Annotated in this window: 21 protein-coding genes; 9 read left to right on the forward strand and 12 right to left on the reverse strand. The window is 63.7% G+C overall.

Translation table 11 applies throughout. From position 1 onward, the window contains the following. Positions 1-32: 32 nt before the first annotated feature. A complete protein-coding gene (locus tag JXQ94_RS02260) occupies positions 33-698 on the reverse strand; it encodes a lysoplasmalogenase (protein ID WP_421922198.1) in 666 nt (221 codons plus the stop codon). 70 nt (positions 699-768) lie between these two features. Here JXQ94_RS02260 and JXQ94_RS02265 point away from each other — a divergent pair, with 70 nt between their 5' ends. Further along, on the forward strand, positions 769-2,055 hold the full coding sequence (locus JXQ94_RS02265; RefSeq protein ID WP_421922199.1) for an alpha/beta hydrolase-fold protein: 1,287 nt from the start codon (positions 769-771) through the stop codon (positions 2,053-2,055). 1 nt (position 2,056) lies between these two features. Here JXQ94_RS02265 and JXQ94_RS02270 read toward each other — a convergent pair whose 3' ends face one another. Next, positions 2,057-3,376, reverse strand: coding sequence for a trypsin-like serine peptidase (locus tag JXQ94_RS02270; RefSeq protein WP_421922200.1), 1,320 nt, complete (start codon positions 3,374-3,376; stop codon positions 2,057-2,059). A 210-nt stretch (positions 3,377-3,586) separates the two neighbouring features. Here JXQ94_RS02270 and JXQ94_RS02275 point away from each other — a divergent pair, with 210 nt between their 5' ends. After that, positions 3,587-4,054, forward strand: coding sequence for a hypothetical protein (locus tag JXQ94_RS02275; protein ID WP_421922201.1), 468 nt, complete (start codon positions 3,587-3,589; stop codon positions 4,052-4,054). A 2-nt stretch (positions 4,055-4,056) separates the two neighbouring features. Here the strand turns inward: JXQ94_RS02275 and JXQ94_RS02280 are convergent, their stop codons facing one another. The 6 genes from JXQ94_RS02280 to JXQ94_RS02305 all read right to left on the reverse strand — a co-directional run bounded on the left by JXQ94_RS02280 (position 4,057) and on the right by JXQ94_RS02305 (position 9,680). Further along, positions 4,057-4,878, reverse strand: coding sequence for a PhzF family phenazine biosynthesis protein (locus JXQ94_RS02280; protein ID WP_421922202.1), 822 nt, complete (start codon positions 4,876-4,878; stop codon positions 4,057-4,059). Between the two features lie 14 nt (positions 4,879-4,892). Further along, positions 4,893-5,729, reverse strand: a complete 837-nt coding sequence (locus JXQ94_RS02285) for a thioredoxin family protein (RefSeq protein WP_421922203.1) — start codon at positions 5,727-5,729, stop codon at positions 4,893-4,895. A gap of 102 nt (positions 5,730-5,831) precedes the next feature. Further along, positions 5,832-7,613 (reverse strand): ABC transporter ATP-binding protein, encoded by a 1,782-nt coding sequence (locus JXQ94_RS02290; protein ID WP_421922204.1) that lies wholly within the window; start codon positions 7,611-7,613, stop codon positions 5,832-5,834. A 513-nt stretch (positions 7,614-8,126) separates the two neighbouring features. Beyond that, entirely contained in the window at positions 8,127-8,315 is a 189-nt protein-coding gene (locus JXQ94_RS02295) for a hypothetical protein (protein WP_421922205.1), read from the reverse strand. After that, positions 8,312-9,235, reverse strand: a complete 924-nt coding sequence (locus JXQ94_RS02300; RefSeq protein WP_421922206.1) for a thioesterase family protein — start codon at positions 9,233-9,235, stop codon at positions 8,312-8,314. Before JXQ94_RS02300 ends, JXQ94_RS02295 begins: the two co-directional genes overlap by 4 nt. A gap of 13 nt (positions 9,236-9,248) precedes the next feature. Then, positions 9,249-9,680, reverse strand: coding sequence for a transcriptional repressor (locus JXQ94_RS02305; protein WP_421922207.1), 432 nt, complete (start codon positions 9,678-9,680; stop codon positions 9,249-9,251). A 114-nt stretch (positions 9,681-9,794) separates the two neighbouring features. Here JXQ94_RS02305 and JXQ94_RS02310 point away from each other — a divergent pair, with 114 nt between their 5' ends. The 4 genes from JXQ94_RS02310 to JXQ94_RS02325 all read left to right on the forward strand — a co-directional run bounded on the left by JXQ94_RS02310 (position 9,795) and on the right by JXQ94_RS02325 (position 15,894). Next, positions 9,795-11,927 (forward strand): TonB-dependent receptor, encoded by a 2,133-nt coding sequence (locus JXQ94_RS02310; RefSeq protein WP_421922208.1) that lies wholly within the window; start codon positions 9,795-9,797, stop codon positions 11,925-11,927. A gap of 124 nt (positions 11,928-12,051) precedes the next feature. Further along, positions 12,052-12,672, forward strand: a complete 621-nt coding sequence (locus JXQ94_RS02315) for an OmpW/AlkL family protein (protein ID WP_421922209.1) — start codon at positions 12,052-12,054, stop codon at positions 12,670-12,672. 153 nt (positions 12,673-12,825) lie between these two features. Further along, positions 12,826-13,611, forward strand: coding sequence for a SapC family protein (locus JXQ94_RS02320; protein WP_421922210.1), 786 nt, complete (start codon positions 12,826-12,828; stop codon positions 13,609-13,611). Positions 13,612-13,767: 156 nt separating this feature from the next. Further along, positions 13,768-15,894 (forward strand): protein-disulfide reductase DsbD family protein, encoded by a 2,127-nt coding sequence (locus tag JXQ94_RS02325; protein WP_421922211.1) that lies wholly within the window; start codon positions 13,768-13,770, stop codon positions 15,892-15,894. On the opposite strand, the gene JXQ94_RS02330 is transcribed toward JXQ94_RS02325, so the two are convergent. Next, on the reverse strand, positions 15,891-16,388 hold the full coding sequence (locus tag JXQ94_RS02330; protein ID WP_421922212.1) for a hypothetical protein: 498 nt from the start codon (positions 16,386-16,388) through the stop codon (positions 15,891-15,893). The genes JXQ94_RS02325 and JXQ94_RS02330 overlap by 4 nt on opposite strands. A gap of 180 nt (positions 16,389-16,568) precedes the next feature. On the opposite strand from JXQ94_RS02330, the gene hisS reads away from it, so the two are divergent. Then, the gene (hisS, locus tag JXQ94_RS02335; protein WP_421922213.1) at positions 16,569-18,044 is read left to right on the forward strand and encodes a histidine--tRNA ligase; all 1,476 of its coding nucleotides are present in this window, start codon (positions 16,569-16,571) and stop codon (positions 18,042-18,044) included. 284 nt (positions 18,045-18,328) lie between these two features. On the opposite strand, the gene JXQ94_RS02340 is transcribed toward hisS, so the two are convergent. Beyond that, complete coding sequence (locus tag JXQ94_RS02340; protein ID WP_421922214.1) at positions 18,329-19,417, reverse strand: hypothetical protein; 1,089 nt, start codon at positions 19,415-19,417, stop codon at positions 18,329-18,331. Between the two features lie 252 nt (positions 19,418-19,669). On the opposite strand from JXQ94_RS02340, the gene JXQ94_RS02345 reads away from it, so the two are divergent. Further along, complete coding sequence (locus JXQ94_RS02345; RefSeq protein ID WP_421922215.1) at positions 19,670-20,743, forward strand: glycoside hydrolase family 3 protein; 1,074 nt, start codon at positions 19,670-19,672, stop codon at positions 20,741-20,743. On the opposite strand, the gene JXQ94_RS02350 is transcribed toward JXQ94_RS02345, so the two are convergent. Next, positions 20,740-21,879 carry a serine hydrolase domain-containing protein gene (locus tag JXQ94_RS02350; RefSeq protein WP_421922216.1) on the reverse strand — a complete coding sequence of 380 codons (1,140 nt, stop codon included), beginning with the start codon at positions 21,877-21,879 and terminating at the stop codon, positions 20,740-20,742. The genes JXQ94_RS02345 and JXQ94_RS02350 overlap by 4 nt on opposite strands. Before the next feature lie 105 nt (positions 21,880-21,984). On the opposite strand from JXQ94_RS02350, the gene JXQ94_RS02355 reads away from it, so the two are divergent. Next, on the forward strand, positions 21,985-22,449 hold the full coding sequence (locus JXQ94_RS02355) for an Lrp/AsnC family transcriptional regulator (protein WP_421922217.1): 465 nt from the start codon (positions 21,985-21,987) through the stop codon (positions 22,447-22,449). Positions 22,450-22,549: 100 nt separating this feature from the next. Here the strand turns inward: JXQ94_RS02355 and JXQ94_RS02360 are convergent, their stop codons facing one another. Continuing rightward, positions 22,550-24,517: a S9 family peptidase gene (locus JXQ94_RS02360; protein WP_421922218.1), complete on the reverse strand. Its 1,968-nt coding sequence runs from the start codon at positions 24,515-24,517 to the stop codon at positions 22,550-22,552.

The raw sequence follows: 24,517 nt of genomic DNA on the forward strand, positions 1-24,517 counted from the left end.
GCGGGGCTATTTCGCCGTAACGCGCAAAGCGATCAGGTGTCGGACCGGTTCACCAATCCCAATGTGATTGCCGCCTGGCCGAGATAATAGCAGACCCAGACCACCGGGCCGGCCCAGTCGAGCTCGCCGGCAAAGAGGCGGACGGCCAGCACGCTGTCGGAGACCACGAAGAGCAGGGCGCCGATCATGGCAAGCAAGGGCGAGCGGCCAAGAATGGCCAGCACGGCCATGACCAGGATGATGCCGTTATAGACCGAGGCGGCGATCTGCAATTCGCCGAAATGGGGCTGCAGCCAGTTCATCATGGCCAGCCCGGCGAGGGCGACGGCCAGCGCGGCGATCCGGCTAATGCCGCCACGCGGTCCGGCTTCCATGCGCCAGCGGGCAAACAGCCAGATATAGACCAGATGCCCCAGTCCGAAGGCGGCGATGCCGAGGGGCAGGACGCTCTGGTCCAGCGCCAGGAAGACGTCTCCGAGGGCACCGAGTGCAAGGCCCGCCGCCAGGACGAGATGCCCGGCCCGAAACGCGTAGACAGCGAGCAGGGCGACACCGGCCGCCTTGATCACGACATTGGCGGGGAAGGGCGCGGAAAGGCCGAAATCATCAAAGAGATAGATCAGTGCAAACAGGCCGGATGCCGTCAGGATCAGGCGTGAGACGCGGTCTTTCGGCCAGGCCTGTGTGATCAGTGTCATCTCTTCTCCCCCCAATTCGGTCTGTCACGCTAGACTGGCTTTGATGTGCGGGGAAAGGGGACAGGGCAGAATGGGTGTGCATTTCCGCCACGTCCTGGTCGCGATGGTTCTGGCTGCGAGTGCGGCCGTGCCAGCCCTTGGCCAGGCGATGGATGCCGATGATGGCCTGAACGCGCCAGCCGTGCGGGCGCTCGAGGCGATGCTGCGCGAACGTCCGCATGCGCGCGACGAGGCCTGGCGCAGCCTGTCGGATCCGCGACTGCCACGCATGGCGCCGGATCCCCAGGACCCGGACCGGGCCCTTGTAACCTTCGCCTGGCGGGGAGGCCCGACCACGCGGGCGGTGCGCCTCGACAGCGTCATCAATGTTGATCGGGCACGTCAGCCGGTCACCGATTATCGCGCCGATTTCACCCTGCCGATGAGACGTATGGACGGAGCGGATATCTGGACACTGACCCTGTCCGTGCCGCGTGATGTGCAGGCGGTCTATTCCTTCCTGGTGAGCGATGCCGGGGGGGAACAACGCTGGTCCGACCCGGCCAATCCTGTGCGCCTGGGTGGCCGTGACGGGGAGTCGCTGCTGCGTCTGGACCGGGCGCCCCGCGCCGACATTCACCGACCCCTGGCCTTTGACGCCGCTGTTTCGCCGCTCCGTCTGCATGTCGCGAGCGAGGCGCTGAGCCGGGCGGTGAGCGTGGCGGTCTATCGTGCCCCCGACGCCGCGCCGGATGCGCCGCTTCTGATTCTCTATGATGCCTTCCTGTGGGGGCAGCGGGCGCCGGTGAGTGATCTCCTGGCCCGCCTTGCCGAGGCGGGGGAGATACCGGCCACCCACCTTGTCCTGATTGATCAGCTCGATCCGGTCAGTGCGACCCGTGCCTATGCCGACCAGGCCGTCTTCATCGCCGACGACCTCCTGCCTGCCCTGCGCGCCGAGGCCGGTCTGGCACCACAGCGCGACACCACGCTTCTGGCTGGTGCCTCGCGGCGGGGGCTGTCAGCCAGCCTGACAGCGCTGGCGCGGCCTGAGTTGATCGGCGGGGTGATCGCCTTGTCCGGCTCTTTCTACTGGGCACCGGAGGGGGAGGCACCTGAATGGGCGGCCCGCGAGCTGTCCCGGGCGCCTGTCCCGGCACCGGTCTTCCACCTTGCCGCCGGCCGGTTGGAAACTGTCGTGACGGCGACCAATCGCGGCCATGTGATGCTGGACACCAATCGCGCCATGGCCCAAGCGCTCGACGCGCAGGGTTATGAGGCCGAGCTGGTGGTCTATGCAGGCGGTCATGACATTGCCGGTTGGCGCAGCGCGCTGGCCGATGGCCTGGTCGCGCTGCTGGGGTCTGATGGCGACTAGCCTATTTCGGCGGTTTCACCCCGCCTGCCGGGCGGGAGGCGGCTGTCGAGCTGCGGCGACCGGAGGCGAAGTCTTCCAGATAGGGGATCCAGCGGTCCGAACGGGCGGCGATATAGATCATCGGGCCATTGGGGTTGGAGCGGAAATTACTGTCCGTTGCGACCACGAAATACTGGTCCCCTTCGCGCACCATGAAGGGTGAGCCGCTGTCGCCGCGGGTGGTGTCGCAATTGTGGGCCATGGTGTTGTCATTGGCGATCTCGACCATGTTGCAGCCGATATTGCCGGACAGGTGGGTGCCGGTATCCCAGCTATACCCCCCTTGATAGAGGTCTGCCTGCATGGCGCCGCGGCGTCCCTCGGTCTCGACCAGGGCTCGCACACCGACAAAGCCCAGCGTATCGCCCAGGGGCTGGTCGATGCGCAGCAGCGCCCAATCCGTGCCATCGAGATCATCGCCGGACGAGAAGCGCCGGGAATCCCAGTCCGGATCGATCAGGTGATCGATGACCCGTGCTGACAGCGTGCCGCCCGGTCGGCCATAGGCGGTGTGGAAGGTGCCGCGCGAATTCGGGCGGCCATTATCATCAATGCAATGCGAGGCAGTGACGAGGATATCCGGTCCGATCAGCGTGGCCGTGCACGCGCCGCCGGTGTCAAACTCGACCTGCCCGACCACATTCCACGGGAAGGTGGTGGTGTCGTGAAAGACCCGGTCATCGCGGCCGAAATAATGGTCATTGATGGTCAATGGACGTTCCCGGCCGAAGCAATCGGCCCGGTCCGTGCGCTCGGCGCACGCGCCATCACCGATGCCCGGTTCGTTGCAAACGCCGTCAAAGGCGGTTTGACAGCTGTCATTGCGAAAACGCAGGTGGATAATGTTGCCGCAATCGGCAAGGTCGGTCGCCTGGCTGCAGGCCCCGGTGCCGAAGCCCGGCTCGTCGCATTCGCCATCATTGGCCCAGCGGCAGGTATTGTCCTCGACGCCTTCCACCAGGCGCCAGCAATCGGAGTAGTCCGTCCCGACCTGGCAGGCGCCGGTCCCGATGCCGGGATCATCGCATTCGCCATCATTGGCCCATTGGCAGCTATCATTGCCGCTATAGCGGGACGTCGGTCGGGTGTCGGCACCGGGCTTGGGCGGTTTGACCCCGGCCTGGCGCAACCAGTTGCGGATTTCCCGGCTGGAAAGGCGGTCGTCATCCGGCGCGCCGGCCAGTTCCGGCACGGTGTCATTTGCAGGCGGTGACGCGTCCTGGGCGATGGCGGATGAACCCAATGCCACGGCCAGTGCCGCGATCCAGAAATGATGGCGCATGATCAACTCCTCTGCCCGGAAGCTCCCCCGCTTATCGGCCGTTTGTGCGGCGAAACCAAGCGCTTCCCCCGAAGCGACGTGTTCGGGACATGTAACATTCATGTCGATGACTGGAAGCTGAACATTGCCTTCAAGCCCGGGTCAGCCGGCTTCTGTTTGGATGTCAGCCTGACAGACCGGCCCGTCGCCGGCGCTTTGAAGGAGACCATCATGACGATCACCCTGACCCGCCTGACAATGGCCGGACTGGCTTTGGCCGGTTCGGTGTTCGCCACCGGCGCCGCCAGTGCCGGCACCTGGCATCTCAATGCGGCAGCCTGCCCGGACCTGCGTGAAGACCGGTATGACAGCCGACGCATGACCGGTTATTTCGACCGCCGTGAAGACTGGCGTGATCGTAGCGTCATCGATTGCCCGCCCCATGCCTGGAATTATGAGCCGGACCGCTATGAGCGCGACCGTCGATATCTGAGCATAGCCGCGCAACCGCGCAGCCCCGGCACAGTCTATGTCGCTGGCAATGGTGGTTATTTCGTCCGCGATTATCGCGGTACAACACGCTGGATCGATGTCCAGATTCACTATCCGCGCGATTTCCGCGGTCGCCGTTTCCTCCCGGGGCGGCACAGTTTCCCCCTGCCGGGATCGCGGTATCCCCATGACCGGAATCGCTGGTAGTCCTAGACCGTGATCTGCCCGTCCAGATAGCGTGGCGCGTGGCCCAGAAGGGTCACGCGCTCGCCTTTGGGCGCCACTTGCAGCGCCCCCGGCCGCGGCCCGATCTGGCGGGCGCTGAGCCGCATCTTGTCCAGCCGCTCGGACCAGTAGGGTGCCAGCGTGCAGTGCGCCGATCCGGTCACCGGGTCCTCGTCGACACCGGAGGCCGGGGCGAAAAAGCGGGACACGAAATCGCTCTGATCACCCGGCGCGGTGAGGATGATATTGGTATCAAGGGCGCGAAGCTTGGCGTGGTCGGGCTCGGCCCGGCGGACGGCCGCCTCATCACAGACGACCCACATTTGATAGTGCGCGCCGTGGATCCGGGTAACGTCGAACACGGCCTCCGGCGCGGCGTCGAGACCGAGGGCGGCGTGCAGCGCGTCTGACCGGCAGGCCGGTTCAAAGCCGATGCCGGGCAGGTCCATGGCATAGCCATCGCCCTGATTGTCCCGGCTCACGGCCAGTCGGCCCGACCGGGTATCAAATCGCGCGGTCCGACCCTTTGCGAGGCCCTCCTCGAGCACGATGGCGCCAGCCGCAAATGTGGCATGGCCGCACAGATCGACCTCAACCGCCGGCGTGAACCAGCGCAGATGCCAGACATCCTCGGCCTGCGGGACCAGAAAGGCGGTTTCGGAGAGATTGTTGGAATTGGCGATGCCCAGCAGCTCGCTGTCGGACAGGAAGGCTTCCATCAGGACCACGCCGGCCGGATTGCCGGTATGGGGCTGGCCGGGAATGGCAAAGCTGTGGACTTCGTAATAGGGCAGGCGCGCGGACATGGCGGTTACGACTCCTACCAGCGTTCACTCTGATGGGGGCGGAACCGCAGGGCGAGGTCGGGATTCTCTGCATCGAGCGCGGCGATGGTCTCGACCGTGAAAGCCTCACCTTCGGCGCGCGCGTTCAGCGCGCCAATCATCATCGCCCGGGCTTCCTGACGCAATTGCGCGACATCGCGCGGCAGGTTGCGGCGCCATTGCTCGACCTCGCGATCAAGGTCGCGATAATTCTCCGGCCGGTCCGCCTCATCGGCAAGGCGCCATGCGCCGACATCCCGATAGGCCGCGGCGAGGCGATGGCCCTCTTCTTCTTCAAAGATATCGATCTCGATCATCATCGATTGGTAGACCAGCGAACTTTCGACCAGGCCGCCGGTGGCCGGTACGGCATTGGCCCAGCGGACAAACCAGGCGCGGGCCTCTTCGATCGGCGTGGAATAGGCCGAGCCCCAGACATTGCGTTCAGCCCGATTGAGGAGGGTCTCGTCGGTCGGATCAATCACGAAGACGGTCGGGGTGGCATAGATCGCCGCGACGCCGAAACGGCGCATGATATCGTGGTTCTGGTCGCGCCACCCGACATCGATGAAGCGGGTCACGTAATGGGCTTCAAGCGTGGCAGCCAGTTCCGCATCCTCGAAATGATGCGCCAGGCCGCGACTGTCGTGACACCAGTTTGCGCCCAGAACGAGGATGAGGCGCTTGTCCGCAGCCAGCGCTTCGGCGAGCGCGGCATCGACCACATCCATGGCTTCGAAATTTTCGTCGAAGGGACGCGGGTGCTCATCATCCGCCCGTGCGGGGCCGGCGACAATCAGACTCAGGACGGCGAACAGGGCGGCCAGACGCATGACAGGACTTCCTCGGTTTTGACGGGGATCAGTCAAGCATGATCACGCGCGCCGGAACAGACGGACGCGCTGCATCCGCCTGTTCCTGTCGCGATTGTGATCCTAGCCGGCTGCGAGCGCAGCCAGCCGGGCATAGAGACCCGCATCATTCGCCGCCAACTCGTCATGCGTGCCTTGCTCGACGATCCGGCCCTGATCAAAGACCAGGATGCGGTCGGCGTTTCGGATGGTCGACAGGCGGTGGGCAATCAGGATGGTCGTGCGACCTTCCATCACCGCTTCCATCGCCGCCTGCACATCGCGCTCGGTCTCATTGTCGAGGCTGGATGTCGCCTCGTCGAGAATGAGAATGGGCGCATCGGTGAGGATGGCCCGCGCGATCGCAACCCGTTGACGCTCGCCGCCGGACAGTTTGACACCGCGCTCGCCAACCAGTGTGTCAAAGCCTTGCGGCAGGCGGTCGATGAAGGCCTCGGCATGGGCGGCCTTCGCCGCGGCCATGATATCGGCCTGCGTTGCATCGGGCGCTCCATAGGCGATATTGTCGGCGATCGACCGGTGGAAAAGGGCCGGGTCCTGGGGCACGAGCGCCACATTGCGGCGCAGGCTTTCCTGGGTCACCGAGCGCACATCCTGACCGTCAATCTGCACCGCGCCCTCGGTGACGTCGTAAAGGCGCTGGACCAGTTTGACGAAGGTCGACTTCCCCGAGCCGGTCGGACCGACCAGGGCCACCGTCTCGCCCGGTGCAATATCGAGCGAGAAGTCGCTGTAGAGTGGCCGCGCCTGGCCGGCATAGGTGAAGCCGACCTCGTCGAAACGGATCGCCCCGCGCTGACGCTGGAAGTCGGGCGCACCCTCGCGATCATCGACATCGCTTTCCTGCAGGTCGAAGACGGCGAGATCCTGGATCTCGTCCATGCCGCGTTGGACCTGCTGCACCTGTTCACCGAAACGGCGCATATAGCCGGACACAATCATGTAGGCGGTCAGCGCCGCCACCACATCGCCGGCCGAGGCCGCACCGCGCGACCACTGCCAGACCAGCAGGCCGACCAGGGCCGCCTGCATGGTCAGATCGGTGACGATATTGACCAGCCAGGAATTCACGAACCGGCCCCAGGTCTTCTTGGTTTCGGCGCGCCAGCGCCAGGCCAGCTCGTGAAAACGGGCATCCTCGCGACCTTCGGCGCCGAAGCTCTTCACCGTGGCCACGCCGCCAATGGCATCCGCCAGCGCTCCGCCGATCTCGCTGTCGAGCGCGTTCGAACGGATATTCTGCGGCCGGATGTAGTAGCGGCTCAGGAGCAGGGACGAGGTCACGAAACAGGCCATCACAAAGAAAACCACACCGCCGACCAGCGGCCAGCGCAGGGCCATCATTGCGGCGATGCCCAGCATCACACCGATTGAAGGCGCGATCCCCATGAAGATGTGCACGGTGATATTGTCATAGGCCCACATGCCGCGCGTGATCTTGCGGACCACCGATCCGGCGAAGGTGTTGGCGTGCCAGTCCAGCGAGAAGCGCTGGACGCGCGAGAAGGCATGCGTGGTCAGATCGGCCATATTGGCCGAGGAGAAGGGCACTTCGCAGCGCGAGGCCGCCTGGCGCAGGGCGTAATAGATCAGCGCCGCACCCAGATAGATGGCGAAGGCCGGCCAGGGCGCGCCCTCTTCGGGACCGGCCGCGAGGGCATCGATCAGCCCGCCGGCAGCGAGTGGGATCATCAGCTCGGCAATCGTGGCCAGAACCATGAAGGTGATCATCCCGCTCAGAAGGACGGGGCGACGCCCCCACTGGCGGCCCAGATAGGCGAGCACCTGCAGATTGGTCAAATTGCGGGCGCGGGGTGTTTCATCGTGGTCTTGAAAGTCGGACATCTCAGCAGCGGACCCGGTGGCAGCGGCGCTGCGGGGTCCGTCCTCATGGCAATCATCATCTGGAAGACAGGCAAGTGACGCAGCGGAGTCCCGAAGGCGGCGACCGGGTTGCGGTCGAAGCGTATTCAGGGTCAGGCAGCGCGCCGGCTACCTGTTTTGCCTAGATGATGGTTCGCATGGATCTGCTCACTTGTGCCGATTGATCCGGGAGGCGGTGGGTAGCCCGACCGGGCGGGCAGGGCAAGGCAGGGGCGGGACAGTTTCGCGTTTGAGGCGAGATGTGTGGCCTGCGGGGCACAGGGGCATGACGCCAGCTCCTTCCCCTTGATGGGGAAGGTGGGCCCTCCGTAGCCTTGGCGGAGGAGGGGGCGGATCGGGTGAAACGCCAGCGTTCCTGCGACGACCGCCCGTCACCCACTCCGGCTTGCCGCTAACGCGACAAGCCACCTCGCCCATCAAGGGCGAGGACCTGCTCTGCTGTCCGGAAGCCGTCGCTTGAAGCCCGGGTGGGGGTCAATCTGCTGTGCGCGTCGGAATCTCGGCGAGAAAAGGCGAGAGCTGGCTTTCGAGCTCGGCTGTGACCTTGGCAAGGCTTTTCAGGCCGTTGCCCTCCTGGTGATCTCGGTTGTCGCTTCCTGCCAGCACTGGCGTGCCGGCCATCAAAACAGCTAGGCAGCAGAGCGAGGCAAGGCGACGTCTCAAGCCTCAATCCCCGGCACCACTGCCGCTTCCACTTTCGCCTGCGTCTCCGGATCAATCACCGCCAGCTTGCGCTGGTCGAGATCCATCGGGGCGGCGACGCCCTCCATGGTCCACCAGGGTTTGCCGGTGGCGGGCTCGAGCACCCAGTGCACGATATTGCGGACCTTGCTGCCGGCGGATTTGAGGCCGGAGCGGATGGCATAACCGTCGCCGGCGCGAGGCCAGCGGTGGACATGGATGCAGCACTCCAGCAGGGCCGAGCCGATATTGCCCGACGGTTCACCGGCATGCATGTCCCATTCTTCCGGGAAGGCGGCAGCGAAATTGGTCACGCTGTCGGAGACGCGGCCCAGCAGGAACTCGGTCCGCATCCAGCCAAAGGCATCCATTTCCGACGGACCGAACCGGCCCTGGCCGATCCTGGTCAAGCCGAACGCGTCGGCGGCGCTCAAGGAGATCGGTCGGGTGCCACGGGTCGTGGCCAGTCCGCGCGGCGCAGCAAAACCCGGAGTGTCGGTCTTGAGGGCCCTGGCCGCCTTGGCGAAGCGGTCCGGCCAGGCGAAAGCTGCGGCCGTGTCCGGGGCCGCATGGCTGAGCGTGATGGCGAAACTTGCGGCCGGCTTGCCGGTGCCGGAATGGCGCATCACCAGGATCACGTCGGCCGAAGAGCGGTCATGGTCGACAAAGCCGCCCTCGATATAGAGCGGCGCACCCGGGTGCGCCTCGGCAAGGAAGCGGATGTGCAGGGTTTGCGGGATCAGGGTCGCCAAAGCATCGGGGCGCTGGATCGGGTTCAGGCCGGCGGCTTCGGCCAGATTGGCCAGGGCTTCACTCGCCCGGGCGAGATAGAAGCGGACGTTGAAATGGCCCAACTCGTCGCATTCCCAGGCATTCACGCAGCCGCGCCAGAGTTCGATCATCGCGGGCACTCCCTCAAGCGGGTCGGCAATTGGCGCACTGTCCGAAATGTTCGACCACCGAGCGCTGGATCATGAAGCCGGCCGGGGCATTGATGGGTTCGGGGGCGCCATGGCGTTCCTCGACCGAGCCGCAGGTCGAGCAGATGAAGAGCTCGGCACCACCATCATCATGGGCATGGGAGCAGCCGACAAAGGCATTGAGGGCCTCGACCTTGTGGACGAGGCCTGCGGTCATGAGGAAGTCGAGGGCACGATAGACGGTGGGCGGCTTGGCGGAGCCGGGCCCCGGCTTGAGGGCTTCGAGCAGGTCATAGGCTTTCACCGGCCCGTCAGCTTCGAGCACGAGCTCGAGCACGCGTTTGCGGACCGGGGTGAGTTTCTCGCCCCGTTCAACGCAATGAATTTCTGCGGCGGCGAGCGCCTTGGTCAGGGAATCAGCTGTCATCTTGCAGATATTTAATCACGCTTTGCGGCATTTCCCAGCGCTTCGGCATTGCAGTGATCCGAATGTTATAATATCACGCTTCCAATTGTTCTGTTATTACATATCGGGGAAACCATGCTTGCGCGCCTTACCACCTCCACCGCCATGATCGCCCTGCTCGCCGGAGCCGGGACGAGCAGCGCCGCGATTGCCCAGTCTGAAACCGGGTCCGAGGATGTGATTGTTGTGACGTCCGCGCCGCTGGGCATTGCCGCGGATGAGATCGCCGGTGCGGTCGAAGTCGTCGACCGCCGCCATCTGGAAGACAATCTGGCCGGTTCCCTTGCCGATACCATCGCTCATGAGCCAGGTGTGTCGACTACCTATTTCGGTCCGGCCGCCAGCCGTCCGGTTATTCGTGGTCTCGGCGCTGACCGTGTCCGCGTCCTGGTGAATGGTGTCGGTCTGATCGACGCCTCGACCAACTCTCCGGACCATGCGGTCGCGTCTGAGGCCCTGGAAGCGCAGCGGGTCGAAATCCTGCGCGGGCCGGCGGCCATCGCCTATGGCGGCGCCGCTATTGGCGGAGTGGTCAATGTGATCGACGGCCGCATTCCCGAAGAACGGGCCGAGGACGGTCTGGACGGCCGTTTCTACGGCTCCATGACCTCGGTCGACGAGGGCGAGACCGCGGCCGGCCGGGTCCGTTTCAACGCCGGTGACTTCGTCATCAATCTGGAAGGCCTGATGCGCACGGCCCAGCCCTATGACATTCCCGGCTATGCCGAGTCTGAAACCTATCGTCTCTTTGAAGAGGCCGAAGAAGACCACGGCGATGATGATCATGATGAGGAGCATGGAGAAGACGAGCATCCTTACGGCACGGTCGAGAATTCCGGACTGGATTTCACATCTGCCTCGGCCGGGATTTCCTGGGTCGGCGAGAGCGGCTTCATCGGAGTCGCGGTCAAACAATCCAACGCCCTCTATGGCATCCCGGGCGGTCATGCTCATGGCGATGAAGAGGGGCATGACGACCACGACGACGATGACGATCATGGGGATGATCACGAGGATGAAGAACACGGCCATGACGAGGCGGTTCGCATCGATCTCGAGCAGACCCGTTTCGATCTGCGCGGCGAATGGCGTGATCTGGGCGAGCATATCGAACGGGTGAAAGTCTCTTTCGGAACCGGCAGCTATGAGCATGTCGAGCTGGAAGGCGACGAAGTCGGGACCCGTTTCACAAATGAGGGCTGGGAAGGCCGGGTCGAAGCCCGCCACACGCCGATCGATTTGTGGGGCGGTGTCTGGGAGGGCGCGGCCGGGCTCCAGGCTTTCAATCGTGACTTCGCGGCGATTGGCGAGGAAGCCTATGTCCCGCCGTCCGAGACCGCCGACTGGGGCGTCTTTCTGGTCGAGCGCTGGGATGCGGAGAGCTGGGGAGTTGAAGGCGGGCTGCGTTTCGAAAGCCGCGACCTCGATACCGCCACCGACAGCCGCAGTTTCGAGACGGCCAGCCTGTCGGGTTCGGTCTTTGTGCGTCCCGTCCGTGATACCTTCCTCGCCCTGACACTGTCTTCGAGCGAGCGCGCGCCGACCGATGTCGAGCTTTTTGCCGATGGTCCGCATGTCGCAAGCCGGACCTATGAACTCGGCGATACCACGCTTGATGTCGAGCGCGCCTTTTCCGCGGAGATCACCGCCCGTACACGAATTGCGGACTGGTCCCTGGAAGCCTCTCTTTTCCGCGCTGACTATGACGGCTTCATTGCCGCCTTCGCGACCGGGGCAGAGGATGATGGCTTCCCGGTGTACGCCTATCGTCAGGAAGATGCCGTGCTTTCCGGATTTGAGGGTCGTCTCGAGGGCCCGCTGGGCGCTTGGGGTGGTTGGGACTTTGACGGCGAACTGACCGGTGAATATGTCGAGGCCAGCCTCGATGCCGGCGGTGACCTGCCGCGCCTGCCGCCGCTGTCTTTCACGGCCGGTGTCACGGCCTCGCGAGAGGGGCATCAGCTCCATCTCGAGACCGAGTGGGCGGATGTTCAGGACAATACCGCACCGTTCGAATTCAAGTCCCAGTCCTATGTTCTGGTCAATGCACGCTGGTCTTTCGAGCCAATCCCCACGCGTGACGTGCGGGTCATTCTCGAAGCCCGGAACCTGAATGACGCTGAAGCCCGACTGCACACATCCTTCCTCAAGGACCAGGTGCCGCTGCCAGGTCGGAATTTCCGCGCTGCCCTGGTCCTCGATTTCTGATCCGGCATTGGCCTGCGTCAGCCTGCCGCGCGGCGGGCTGACGCGCGGCGAAACGCGCACTCCCGCTGACAGGCGGGACGGTCCAGAAAGGCCCTAGAAATTCTAGGGACGAAAGGATCACCCCATGAAACGCCTGTTTTGCACCGCTGCTCTCGCCGCGCTTGCCGCGGCTGCGCCCGCCTCTGCCGAGAGCGGTGACTGGCTGGTCCGCCTGCGCGCCATCAATGTTGCGCCGAATGAGTCGGCCGACATTGCGACGATCGGCGGCGATGTTGATATCGACAGCTCGATCGTGCCGGAACTGGACATCACCTATTTCGTCCGGGATCAGTGGGCAGTCGAACTCATTCTCGGCGTCACGCCGCATGATGTCATGGCAGTCGGGACTGCGCTCGGCGATGTTGATCTGGGTGATGTCACCCTGCTCCCGCCGACGCTGACGCTGCAATACCATTTCAATCCGGACGGTCAGGTGCGCCCCTATCTCGGCGCCGGCGTGAACTACACCCATTTTTTCAACGAGGACCTGCCTTCGGGAACCACGCTGACCTCGATCGATTATGATGCCAGCTTTGGCCTGGCCGCCCAGGCGGGCGTGGATTTTGCGATCGATGAGGACTGGTTCTTCAATGTCGACGTCAAATACATCGATATCGACACAGACGTGACGATCAATGGCGCGATTGCCGCCGACGTGCAGATCGATCCGGTCGTTTTCGGCGTCGGTTTCGGCCGCCGTTTCTGATCTTTTTCGGCCGATGTTTCAGGACAATGCCGGACCGGTTCGCGGTCCGGCATTTTTCTTGCGTGGACGCGGATGCACAGGCCTGCGCCGATCCGTTGCCGGAGCAGGGCTAATCCGCTATCCAATGCGCAAAGAACTGAAGGGGTTTCTATCATGGTCGACGCTGCCGCCACCGAGCCGCGCCTTACCGGAACTGTTCCGCTCTACAAGAATGTAGAGCCGCTCAACCGTCAAAAGCATGCCACATACGGGGTGAATACGGTTTCACAGCCGTTCAATTTCCTGAAGGAATGGCATTTCGTTCCGGCCATCAGCGCCGAGTTTGCCTTTGCCTGTGGCAGCTATCCGATCATTTTCCTTGGCGACAAGAAAATGCCGGTTCTGGTGATGGGCCTGCGTCAGGGTTCGAACCTGTTCGTCAATGAAGAAGGCCAGTTCGACACCGAGCACTACATTCCGGCTTATGTCCGTCGCTATCCGTTCGTGAGCGCGGCCAATCCGAACGACCAGCCGTCCACGGTCTGTGTCGATCTCGATGCTGATTTCGTTGTCTCCGAAAACGCCGAGCGTCCGTTTTTCGACGCCAATGGCGAGCCGACGGATTACACCCAGCAGGCGATCGACTTCGTGTCCGCCTTCGAGAATGACGCCCGCACGACGGAAGCTTTCGTCGAGCGCATGATCGCGCTGGACCTCCTCGAGAAGAAAGACGTCAAGGTTTCCAATCCGCAGGATCCGGAAAACCCGGTCACCGTCGCCGAGTACTTCGGTGTCTCCTCGGAAAAGTTTGACGCCCTTCCGGCCGACAAGCTCAAGGAAATGCAGACCAATGGCGATCTTGGTGCTGTTGTTTCGCACATCATTTCGCTGCAGCGCTGGGAACGTATCCTGCGCCGCACGTCGAGTGCTGCCAACGCAGCGGCGCCGGCCCAGGCCTGATCGCCTGACCCAGTCGAATGACGAACGGCCGCGCCTTTCTGGCGCGGCCGTTTGCATTTGTGATCACGGTTGCGGGATCGTGGTTCGACCTTTGCCGAAAACCGACTATATCCTCCTCGCCAACGCTGGTTTCGGCTGATTTTCACGAGGTTTCTGATGCGCGTCCTGAATGGACTTCCCGGTTTTATCCTGATGGCCGTGCTGGCTGCCCTGAGCAGCCTTGCCGCCGCCTCTGCCCAATCGGGCTGGTCGCGCGGGGACGTCATCGTCGAGGCCGAACTGATTGCCGATCAATCGGTCGTGGCACCGGGCGACAGCTTCCATATCGGGCTGCATCAGATCATGCCGGAGGGCTGGCACACCTATTGGCGCAATCCTGGCGATAACGGTCTGCCAGTGGAAATCGACTGGACCATGCCGGATGGCGTGTCGGTCGGCGAGATTGTCTGGCCGACGCCCATCGAGCTGCCCCTGACTGATGTGATCATGGATTACGGCTACAAGGGCGAGCTGGTCCTGCCAATGCCGGTTTCCCTGCCTGCCGACTATGCCGCCGATACGCTCAGCTTGCGGGCTGACGCGACCTGGTTGGTCTGCGAAGTCATTTGTGTCCCGGAAGAGCGTAGCCTCTCACTGACCCTTGATGTCGGCCCTGAGGGCCAGCGGAACGAGGCCGGTTACTGGTTCATCCGCGAGGCGCTGGACGCCGAACCCAAGCTGGATCCGTCTGTAACGGCGAGTCTCTCGATCGAGGGCGGCCGCGTCATCCTGGAACTTGCCGGCGGTGAGTTCGCCAATCCGGACGCGATCGAACAACTGCGCTACTTCCCCTATGAAACAGGCGTGATCCGCAATGCCGGCGAGCAGCGGGTCCAGGCCGGTGAGGGGACAACCCTTGTCGTTATGGAACCTGGCTACGCGGTGTCGAGCGCGGGCCAAGACCGTCAGGACGGTGTCGTCAGCTGGCAGGTCAGCGGGTCGGACGTGCGGCAGGCCATCGTGGTCGAGGCCGAGCCGGGCAGTGGCGGTTACGGCCTCGCGCCTGTCCCGGGCAACATGACATCGGCCGATGGCGTGAGTACGGGATTGTTCACGCTTGTCCTGCTGGCCTTCGGTGGCGGTTTGATCCTCAATCTGATGCCCTGTGTCTTCCCGGTCCTGTCTATCAAGGTGCTGAAATTCGTCCAGGCGGCTCATGCCGACACCGGCGCAGTGAGACGTCAGGGCGGCTTCTTCCTTGCCGGCGTCCTGTTGAGCTTTGTCGGTCTGGCCGGTGCGCTGGTCGTGCTCCGTGAAGTCGGCCTGCCGGTGGGGTGGGGTTTTCAGCTTCAGGTCCCGGTTGTCGTCGCCATACTGTCGCTCCTGCTGTTCGCCATCGGACTCAATCTGATGGGCGCTTTCGAGGTGGGAGCGAGGATGATGGGCCTGGGAGCCGGCCTGGCCGATCAGCCGGGCTGGAAGGGTGCCTTCTTTACCGGTGTTCTGGCGGTCGTGGTTGCTGCTCCGTGCGTGGGACCGCTTGCGGCCGGGGCGCTGGGGCTGGCACTGACCCAGCCGGCACCGGTGGTGCTGCTGGTCGCTGCGGCCATGGGCCTGGGCCTTGCAGCGCCCTTCGTCATCTTCTCCATGTCGCCGACCCTGCTCCGTTTCCTGCCCAAGCCAGGCGCCTGGATGGTCACGTTCCGCCAGTTCCTCGCCTTTCCGATGTTTGCCTCGGTGATCTGGCTGAGCTGGGTTTTGACCCTGCAATCCGGTCCGATTGCCCTGGTCTTCCTCGGCGCCGCAATGCTGGCGATGAGCTTCGCGATCTGGGCGCATGGCCAGGGTCACACAATCTGGTCGGTCATCGCGATCGCAGCGCTGCTTGGCGGTGTGATCAGTGTTGTGGCCATTGCCCGCCTGCCCACCACGACCAGTACCCAGACCCTGTCGGGTCGGGTCGAACCGTGGTCGCATGAGCGCGTCGCCGAGCTCCAGGCCGTGGGCCAGCCTGTCTTTGTGGATGTCACAGCGGCCTGGTGCGTGACCTGCCAGATCAACAAGCTGACCGTGCTGGACTCGGCATCGGTGGAAGATGCGTTTGACCGCTTCGGGGTCGCCAGCCTGCGCGCCGACTGGACCAATCGCAATGAGACAATCGCCAATCTGATCGCTGATCATGGCCAGGCGGGCGTGCCGCTTTACCTGCTCTATCCGGCGTCAGGTGGTGAACCGCGCGTCCTGCCGACCGTCCTGTCGTCCGGGAGTCTTGTCGAGGCCCTGGAATGGGCCGCCAACAGCTAGCGTCCCGGGTTTGACGCCTGGCCGCCAGTCATGGCCGGGCAGCTGGCTGGCAGGTCCACGTCGTCGAGGTCGGTCTCGCCGTCCACGGCGGGAGCGATATTGCTCGCATCCGACATGAGGGCGGCAAGGTCCGCATAGATATGCGCTTGTTCGGCGGCTGTCTCGGCCACGTTGAGGGCTTCGAGCCGGGCCGCGGCATCGGCGGACATGCCGCGGAAGATACAGCGCAGGTCCACCGGACCGCCGGCTGCGTCAATGCGGCGGCTCATCAGCATGGCTTCCAGCGCGAATTGTTCCAGTTCGAAGGAGAACGGATCCTCGATGTCCAGCGGTGTGGCCGGTGCGGCTGGTCGGCTGGCGGCATCGCGAGAGCGGGCCTGGGCCGTTTGTCCAAGGGTCTCGGCGAAAGCTGCAAACTCGCTGCCGGGCCCGGCCTGGGCAGTGCCGGGGGCCAGAATTAGCGCGATTGAAGCGGCAATCAGGGCGGATTTCATCGGTCTCTCCGGTCAGGTCGATCCGAATTATCGCAGTAACGCCTTGATTTCCGGTGAATCGACCGGCATCTCCCCTAGCTGCATGCACAGGCGGGTTCACAGGGCCCGCCCGCTCGTGGAAAACACCGCCTGATCAAGACCGCAGCGCCAGGCGCTGCGGCGGATAAACCGGAGATCGTGATGAGCGCCAAGAAACCCTTCCGACCCAAGGCTCGCCGACCGCGCGGCTTTGAAGACCGCAGCGGGTCAGTCCTCCGGGTCGAGCGCCATCTCGTGGAAACGGCAAGCCATGTCTATGATGATTGGGGTTTCGAGCCGTTGCAGACCTCGGCCTTCGAATATGCCGACGCGCTCGGCAAATTCCTGCCCGACGAAGAGCGCCCCAATGAAGGTGTGTTCTCGCTTGAGGATGATGACGGTCAATGGCTGTCCCTGCGCTATGACCACACAGCGCCCCTCGCGCGGTTTGTCGCCGAGAATTATCAGGACCTGAACAAGCCCTATCGCCGTTACCAGGCAGGCGATGTCTGGCGCAATGAGAAGCCGGGGCCGGGGCGCTTCCGCCAATTCGTGCAGTGCGATGCCGATACCGTCGGCGCGGGCAGCCCTTCGGCGGATGCCGAGATGATCGCGCTCGCCGCCGACGTGATGCGCGCGGTTGGACTGGCTGATGGTGATTATGTTGTCCGGGTCAATGATCGCCGCATCCTTGATGGTGTCCTGGAAAGCATCGGCGCGGCCGATCCGGACCGCCGCATGCGGGTGCTGCGCGCTGCCGACAAGCTCGACCGCCTCGGGCGTGACGGGGTCGCTCAATTGCTGGGTGAAGGCCGCAAGGACGAATCCGGTGATTATACCGAAGGTGCCAAGCTGGACGTGGCCGGGATCGAAACCGTGCTTGGCTTCCTCGATGCCGGCGGTGGCAGCCGCAGTGACGTCATCGCGCGCCTCGAGCCGCTGATCGGAACGTCTGACACAGGCAAGTCCGGCCTGGCCGCGTTGACCGAGATCGACGCCGTATTGTCGGCTATTGGTGTGGCCGCTGATCGTGCGGTCTTCGACCCGTCCGTCGTGCGCGGTCTTGGCTATTACACCGGCCCCGTCTTTGAGGCCGAGTTGCTGGCCCAGGCGCAATATGAGGACGGCTCGCCGATCCAGTTCGGCTCGGTCGGTGGCGGCGGGCGCTATGATGACCTGGTCTCGCGTTTTACCGGACAGGCTGTGCCGGCGACCGGTTTCTCCTTCGGGGTCAGCCGCTTTGCTGCAGCCCTGTCTGCTCTGGGTCTGACAGGCTCGGTGGAGGAAAAGCCGCTGGTCCTCGTTGTCGCCAGCGAGAAGGATCGCTCGGCGGATTATCTCGCCATGGCTGGCGAGTTGCGGGCTGCCGGATTTCGGGCCGAGGCCTTCGTCGGCTCGGGCAATATGGGCAAGCAGATGAAATACGCTGACCGCCGCGGTGCGGTGGCGGCGGTGATCGTGGGCTCGAACGAGCGCGAAGAGGGGCTGGTCACGATCAAGGACCTCAAGCTGGGCGCTCGCCTTGCGGCCGACATCAGTGACAACAAGCAGTGGCGCGAGGAGCAGCCGGCCCAGGAGACTGTCGCGCGCGACAACTGGATTGCCACGGTAGCCACGGTCGCGCAGCGCAACAAGTAGTAGCAAAAAGTCGAGCGGGCGGTAGGGCTTATCCCCAAGCGTTAAGATTACGGGGGTTGACGCAACCCGAGTGCTACGTCAACGTCGCAATCGGACTGGGCCTGACCGCTCTGTCCTTTGGCGTTTCGGGGAGGAGACGCCCTTTATCGACCAACCGTTATCTCGGGGCTGGCCTTGCCAGCCCCTTTTTTTGTCTGCGTGCAGGCCGGGCCCGGTCCTTACCGCACAAAAAGGGCGGGCCACGCGTGCGGGCCCGCCCCTTCACGAGTCAGGGTCGAATCGACCTAGCGCTCGTCGTCGTCCTCGTCGATTTCGACAATCACCACACGCTCGCCGCCATCGAGTTCGATGATGCGGCGTCCTTCGCCGTGGTGCAGGCGCTCGACGCGCATTTCGCGCTCCGCGCGACGGCCTTCATGGCGGCCATCATGACGCCCTTCCAGGCGGTCGGTCTCGAGACGGTTCAGCCAGTCAACCAGGTCGTCGCCGGTTTGCTCCTCACCATCGATCCAGACACGGCGACGGCCATCATCTTCCTCAATCCGGATACTGCCGGTATCGCTGTCGCGAAGAATGTGACGCATGCGGTCTACATCAACGTGCCGGGCGTCCTCGCCGGCGCGCAGGATCTCAACCCGGGCGCGGGCCATGTCACGCTCGGCGCGAGCCATGTCACGGGTCGCACGCTCGATCTCGATGCGGGCCATGCGGCGGGCACCTTCCATCTCGACATGCGCGTCACGCAGCTCACGGCGGGTTTCACTCATGGCCTCGCGGATTTCCTCGCGGGCCTCACGCAACTCGGCGCGGACCTCTTCCTGCTCTTCTGGTGTGAGGTCGTCCCAATCATCAGAGTGGACGATGCGGTTTTCGTCGAGGCCGGACAGGGCCAGCTCGAGCGACTGCATCACGCCTTCCTCGATACCCTCGACATTCATGTCGATGACCATCCGTGCGACGTGGTTTTCCATCTCGGCGAGATGCTCGGCACGCTCGGCCATGTGAAGCTGGATTTCGCGTCCCATGCGGGCGTGATTGCCCTCGATGACACGGATGTCCATGCCGTCGATCACCACGACACCGTCATTCGCGACATCAACCAACTGGCCATCGACGCGAACGGCACCGTTCGCGATCTCGATCCGCTGACCATCAATCTCGATGATCGATTCCTCGCCATCACGATCGATATGGATGGTGCGATCGCCATCGGCGCCACGGATTTCAACGATCTGCCCATCACCGCCGACAAAGGTGGCCTGGCTGTCACTGGTCACATGAATGCGGGTCTGGCGGACATGATCGTCATCCAGCGCATAGGCTGCGGCCCCGGTCATGGCGAGGGCAACGCCCGCCATCAGAAATTTTTTCATTGCTGCTATCCCTCTTCGTTATGACGCAAATGTGATCGGTCCAGCCTTACGACGTTCCTGTTCGGGCCTAAAATATTTGTCACCTGAGGCGACGGTCCCGATCGCGGCCTGCCGACGCGGGTCAGGGCTGACGTGACGCCCATACTTGCCACCGGTCGGGTCGATCCGCATGCTCCGGGGCGGGGAATAGGCAAGGAATAGCGGATCATGGATCGTCGTCGCGTATTGCAATCAGGACTCGCCGCCACGTTGATGGCCACTGCGGGACCGGCCGCTCAGGCGCGCATGCGTGCCAGTCTGCGCGAACAGCTCGATCGACCGCTGGCTGACCGGGTCGGTGACATGTTGCTGCTGGGCTTCATCGGCTCGCACAATGAGACCGAAGGTGCCGACATCATCAATGCCCATCTCGCCGCCAATCGGATCGGCGGGGTTTTGTTCCTGCGCCATAATGTGCGGTCGCGGGAAGGAGCAGAGGGCTCGGCGGCGCGTTTTCTCGCCACGCGTCCGGGTGCCTGGATGGCGATTGACCAGGAGGGCGGTCTGGTCCAGCGCCTGTCACGGGATCTGGGCTACACCCATCTGCCCCGCGCCATGCAGGTCGCCGAAGCGCGCACACCGCAAGGCGCCGGCGATCTCTACCGCCTCGGCGCCGGAGAATTCCGTGCGGCCGGCTTCAACATGAACCTGGCACCCGTTGCCGATCTCCACGATCCGGACAATGCGGTCATCGGGCGGCATGGCCGCGCCTATGGTACGGACGGCGACACGATCGCCGCCTATGCCTCGGCCTTCATCGACGCCTTCGAGGCCGAGGGCGTTGCGTGTGCGATCAAGCATTTCCCCGGGCATGGCCGCTCGCGCGGAGACAGCCACGACGGTTTCGTCGATATCTCCGACAGCTGGAGCGAGGCCGAGCTGGCACCGTTCCGCGAACTCATCAACCAGGGGCGTGCGCATTTGATGATGGGCGGGCATCTGACCAATCGCCAGCTCGACCCCAGTGGCGAACCGGTGACTTTCTCGGCGCCGGTCCTGAATGATTTGCTGCGCCGAGAGCTAGGCTTTACCGGTGTCGTCATGACCGATGATCTGGACATGGGCGCGATCCGCGAGAATTACAGCCAGCGCGAAGCCGTGTTGCGCTCGATCGAGGCCGGCAATGACATGATCATGCTGTCCAACTCGGCCGCGCCCGACGCCGAACTGCCGCAGCGTATTGTCGGTTGGGTCGAGGCCGCCATCGCCGAAGGGCGTCTGACCGAGCACCGGATCAACCAGTCGGTCGCCCGGCTGGCTGTGCTGAAGGCGCGGGTCGGGCTTTAGTCCGCGGAGCCTGTCAGCGCTTCCAGCAAGATCTGTCGCGCCAGCTGACCCGCGATGTCGGGGCGGTCGCGGTTCACATGGACAATGATGGTCGCATCCTGGCTCAGAAGCCGGATGGCGATCGTGCCGTAGCCGGCAATCGAGCCGCCATGGGTGACCGCTGTGAAACCCAGCGGGTGTTCAACATAGGTCGGGCCAAGCGCGCGATACCGACCTTCGCCGCGATCATAGAGATCCGACATCATCGATGCGCCGATGGCCTGCAGGCGACCATCTTCGGCGAAGACAGCCGCGAGGAAGTCCGCCAGTTCGTCCGCGGTTGTGAAGATGCCGCCATCCGGGCCGTTGTTCTCCAGCAGCTCATACACATCCTGTTCGGGATCCAGCACGCTGCCATAGCCGTGAATCCGGTCGCGCGGATCGAACTGGATATTGTACCCGGTTGCCACCAACCCCAGCGGCGTGAACACGAATTGGTGGTAGAGGCTGTCCAGTGTCTGGCCGGTCACCGCTTCGGCGGCCAGGGCCAGGTACTGATAGTTGGTGTTGGAATAGGCGTGTTGGGTTCCCGGCGGGAAATCGGCTGGTGCGCCGCGGATATGGGCGAGCGCTCGGTCTGCCGTGTTGCCTTCAACAGCATTCACCTGGGCAAACCAGCTGTCATCATAATAGTCGGGAATGCCGCTTGTGTGATTGAGGAGCTGGCGGATCGTGGCCTGATCTGCGTTCGCCACGCCCTCCAAGAAATGGGGGGCGACGAGATCGACGAGGGACATGTCCAGCGACAGGTCTCCGTTCAGGATCAGCTGATGGACCACCGCGGCGGTGTGGAGCTTGCCGATGCTCGCGGCGCGCAACAGGAATGTGGTCTCCATCGCGAGCCCGGTTTCCCGATCGGCCAGACCGCGGGCGATGGACACGCGCTCGCCCGCAATGTCCAGCAGCACGATTGCGCCGGGAATGTCGTTTTCCGCCAGAGCCGTGTCGATGCGCTCGACAATCCGCCCGGCGTGCGACGCCCGCACGTCGGATGTCTGAGGGTCGGATGCCTGAGGGTCGGCCGGTTGGGCGTTGGAACATCCGGCGCAAAAGGCCGCGACAAGGGTGGCCCGGATCACATCAATAACGCAACGCACGGCAGGTCTCCTGATCAATAAGCGGTCAGGCTAGCCCAACCTGCCAGGTTTTAATCGGCGAATTCCGCACTTGAAATGGCGAATTTCGCCACATAGGCTGGGGCCATGGATATTGACGCGTTCGACCGGGCCTTGTTGGCCCTGGTGCAGGTGGACAACCGGCTTCCCAACCGTGAGATCGCGGCGCGTATCAACCTGTCTGAAACCGCCGTCCGGCGTCGATTGGATCGGTTGCGAGCGTCTGGCCTGATCTGCGGCGATGTCGCGCTTCTCGATCGTGATGCCCTGGGCCAGACCCTGATCGTATCCGTCGTCTTTGCCGATGACACGCCGGCGAACCATATCGGATTTCGTACGCGCATGCTGGCGCAAAACTGCGTGACGCAATGCTATTCCATCGCCGGCGAAGTTGATTTCATCATCCACGTCCACGCCACCAGCCTGCGCGATTTCGAGGCATGGGCGGAACAGCATCTGTTGGGCGACCCCGGTATCCGCCGATACGAGACATCGGTGGTGTTCACCACACACAAATTCTCGACTGCCATCCCGATATCGGAGACGGCCTGACGGTTTTGGTCATTCGTACAGGCGTTGCGCTCTGGCTTTTTGCCGGCGGTGAAGCCGGGACGAAGGCCGTGGGCCCGTCCCGGCTTTCAAGCTTGCGGGCCTATTCGGCAGGGGTGTCGCCGGCCCCACGCAGATAGGTGTCGAGGAAGCCCAGATAGGCTTCTGACGCCGTGATACGGTTCTCGCGGCGACGGAATCCGTGCCCTTCATCGGGGAAGAGGACATATTCGACCGGAACACCATTGGCGCGCACGGCTTCGACCAGCTCGTCGCTCTCGACCTGCAGAACGCGCGGATCATTGGCACCCTGGATGACCAGCATCGGACGGATCACGTTCTCGGCGTGGAAGAGGGGTGAGATGGCGTGGTGACGCTCCGCATCGGTGGCCGGGTCGCCCATCTCGTCATACAACGCTTCGCGGAAGCTCTCCCACCAGGGTGGAATGGACGCCAGGGTCCGCTCCCAGTTGGTGACGCCGAAGATATTGATCCCGACCTCGAAGGCTTCCGGGTGGAAGGTGAGGGCGGCAGCGGTCATGTAACCGCCATAGGAGCCACCGATCACGCCGACCTCGTCGGCATTGACCCAGTCTTGTGTCCGCAGCCAGTCACCGGCGGCGACGATGTCGCGCAGATCTTCCTCGCCATGGCGGCGATCATCCATGTGGAAGAAGGTCTTCCCGTAGCCGGACGAGCCGCGATTATTGGCGGCGTAGACGGCATAGCCATGATTGACAAGGTGCTGGATGGTGGCGGAATAACCGATCCGGCTCTGACCGCCCGGGCCGCCATGGACCCAGACCAGGGCCGGGACCGGATTGTCGGCGCTTGCCCCGTGTGGGCGATAGAGGATGCCGGGGATTTCCAGCCCGTCGAAGCTCTCGAAGCGGACCACTTGCGCGTCGACCATCTCGTCTTCCGTGACCGCCGGGTTGAGGGCATTGGTCAGTTGAGCGTGGTCCTGGCTGGCCAGATCGACAACGTGAAGATTTGACGGCGAGGTGGCCGAGTTGATCAGGAAGGCGATCCGGCTTTCGTCGCGCGAAAAGCGGACCGAATTGATGTCGCCAGCGGGAAGCTCGGGCAGGGCCAGCGTATCGCCGCTCTGCGCATCCAGAATGGTCACTTCGGTGCGGGCATCGGCATTGATGCCGGAGACACGATAGCGTCCAGTGTCGGAATAGATCACGAACTGGACGTCCCAGTCGGCCTCGATCAGAGGCGCAGTGGAGCCGTCGGCCAGATCATAGGTCCAGGCCTGGTTGAATTCGCCATGCTCGTCCGTGGCATAGACCAGCTGGGAGCTGTCCGGGGTGAAGGTGTAGACGCCATGCGCGATATTGCCCTCATGGGCCGTGATCACGCTGGGCTCGGTCTCGCCGGAGGCCAAGTCGAGCAACAGGATGTCGCTGTCGGCGGACGTCCGGTTGCGCACCAGCGCCAGCCAGCGGCCATCCGGGCTGATATCGCCAATCTGCAGCGCGTCGTCATTCTGGAACACAAAGCCACTTTCATAGCTCAGCGTGTCATAGGCGTAGATGTCCATCGCGCTCTGGTCGCGCTCATTGGTCATCAGCCACATGTCATTGCCGTTGGGTGCCCAGCCGAGGAATTGCGCGCGGACCTCCTCGCCCGGCGTGATGTCGTTGAGCCGACCATCCAGCTCGCGCACGAAGATGTGGGAGATTTCATTGCCGCCGCTATCGGCGGTCACCACGGCACGGTCATCGGTGGGGAACCAGGACACGGCGTAGGTGGCATTGGTCTCGGAGGTGGTCAGGGCCTCGCGCCCGCCAGTTGCCGGGTCGACCGCATAGGCGTTGAAAACGCCGGTCTCGTCCGAGGAGATAAGGACTCGGCTGTCGTCGGACGACCAGGCGAAGCCGGCCGAGGAGGCCATGCCGAAACTGGTGGTCTGGTGGAAGGTGGCCGCATCGTGCGTCTGGCGCTCGACGGTAGTGGAGGTGGCGCCGTCGGTGCCCGCTTCCGTCGCGGCTTGGTCCGGTGCCGGCTGGCAGGCCGCCGTGACGATCAGGCCACTCATGGCCAACACAATGCGCAATGTCAT

The sequence above is a fragment of the Maricaulis maris genome, from assembly GCF_049116555.1.
GTDB lineage: Bacteria > Pseudomonadota > Alphaproteobacteria > Caulobacterales > Maricaulaceae > Maricaulis > Maricaulis maris_C.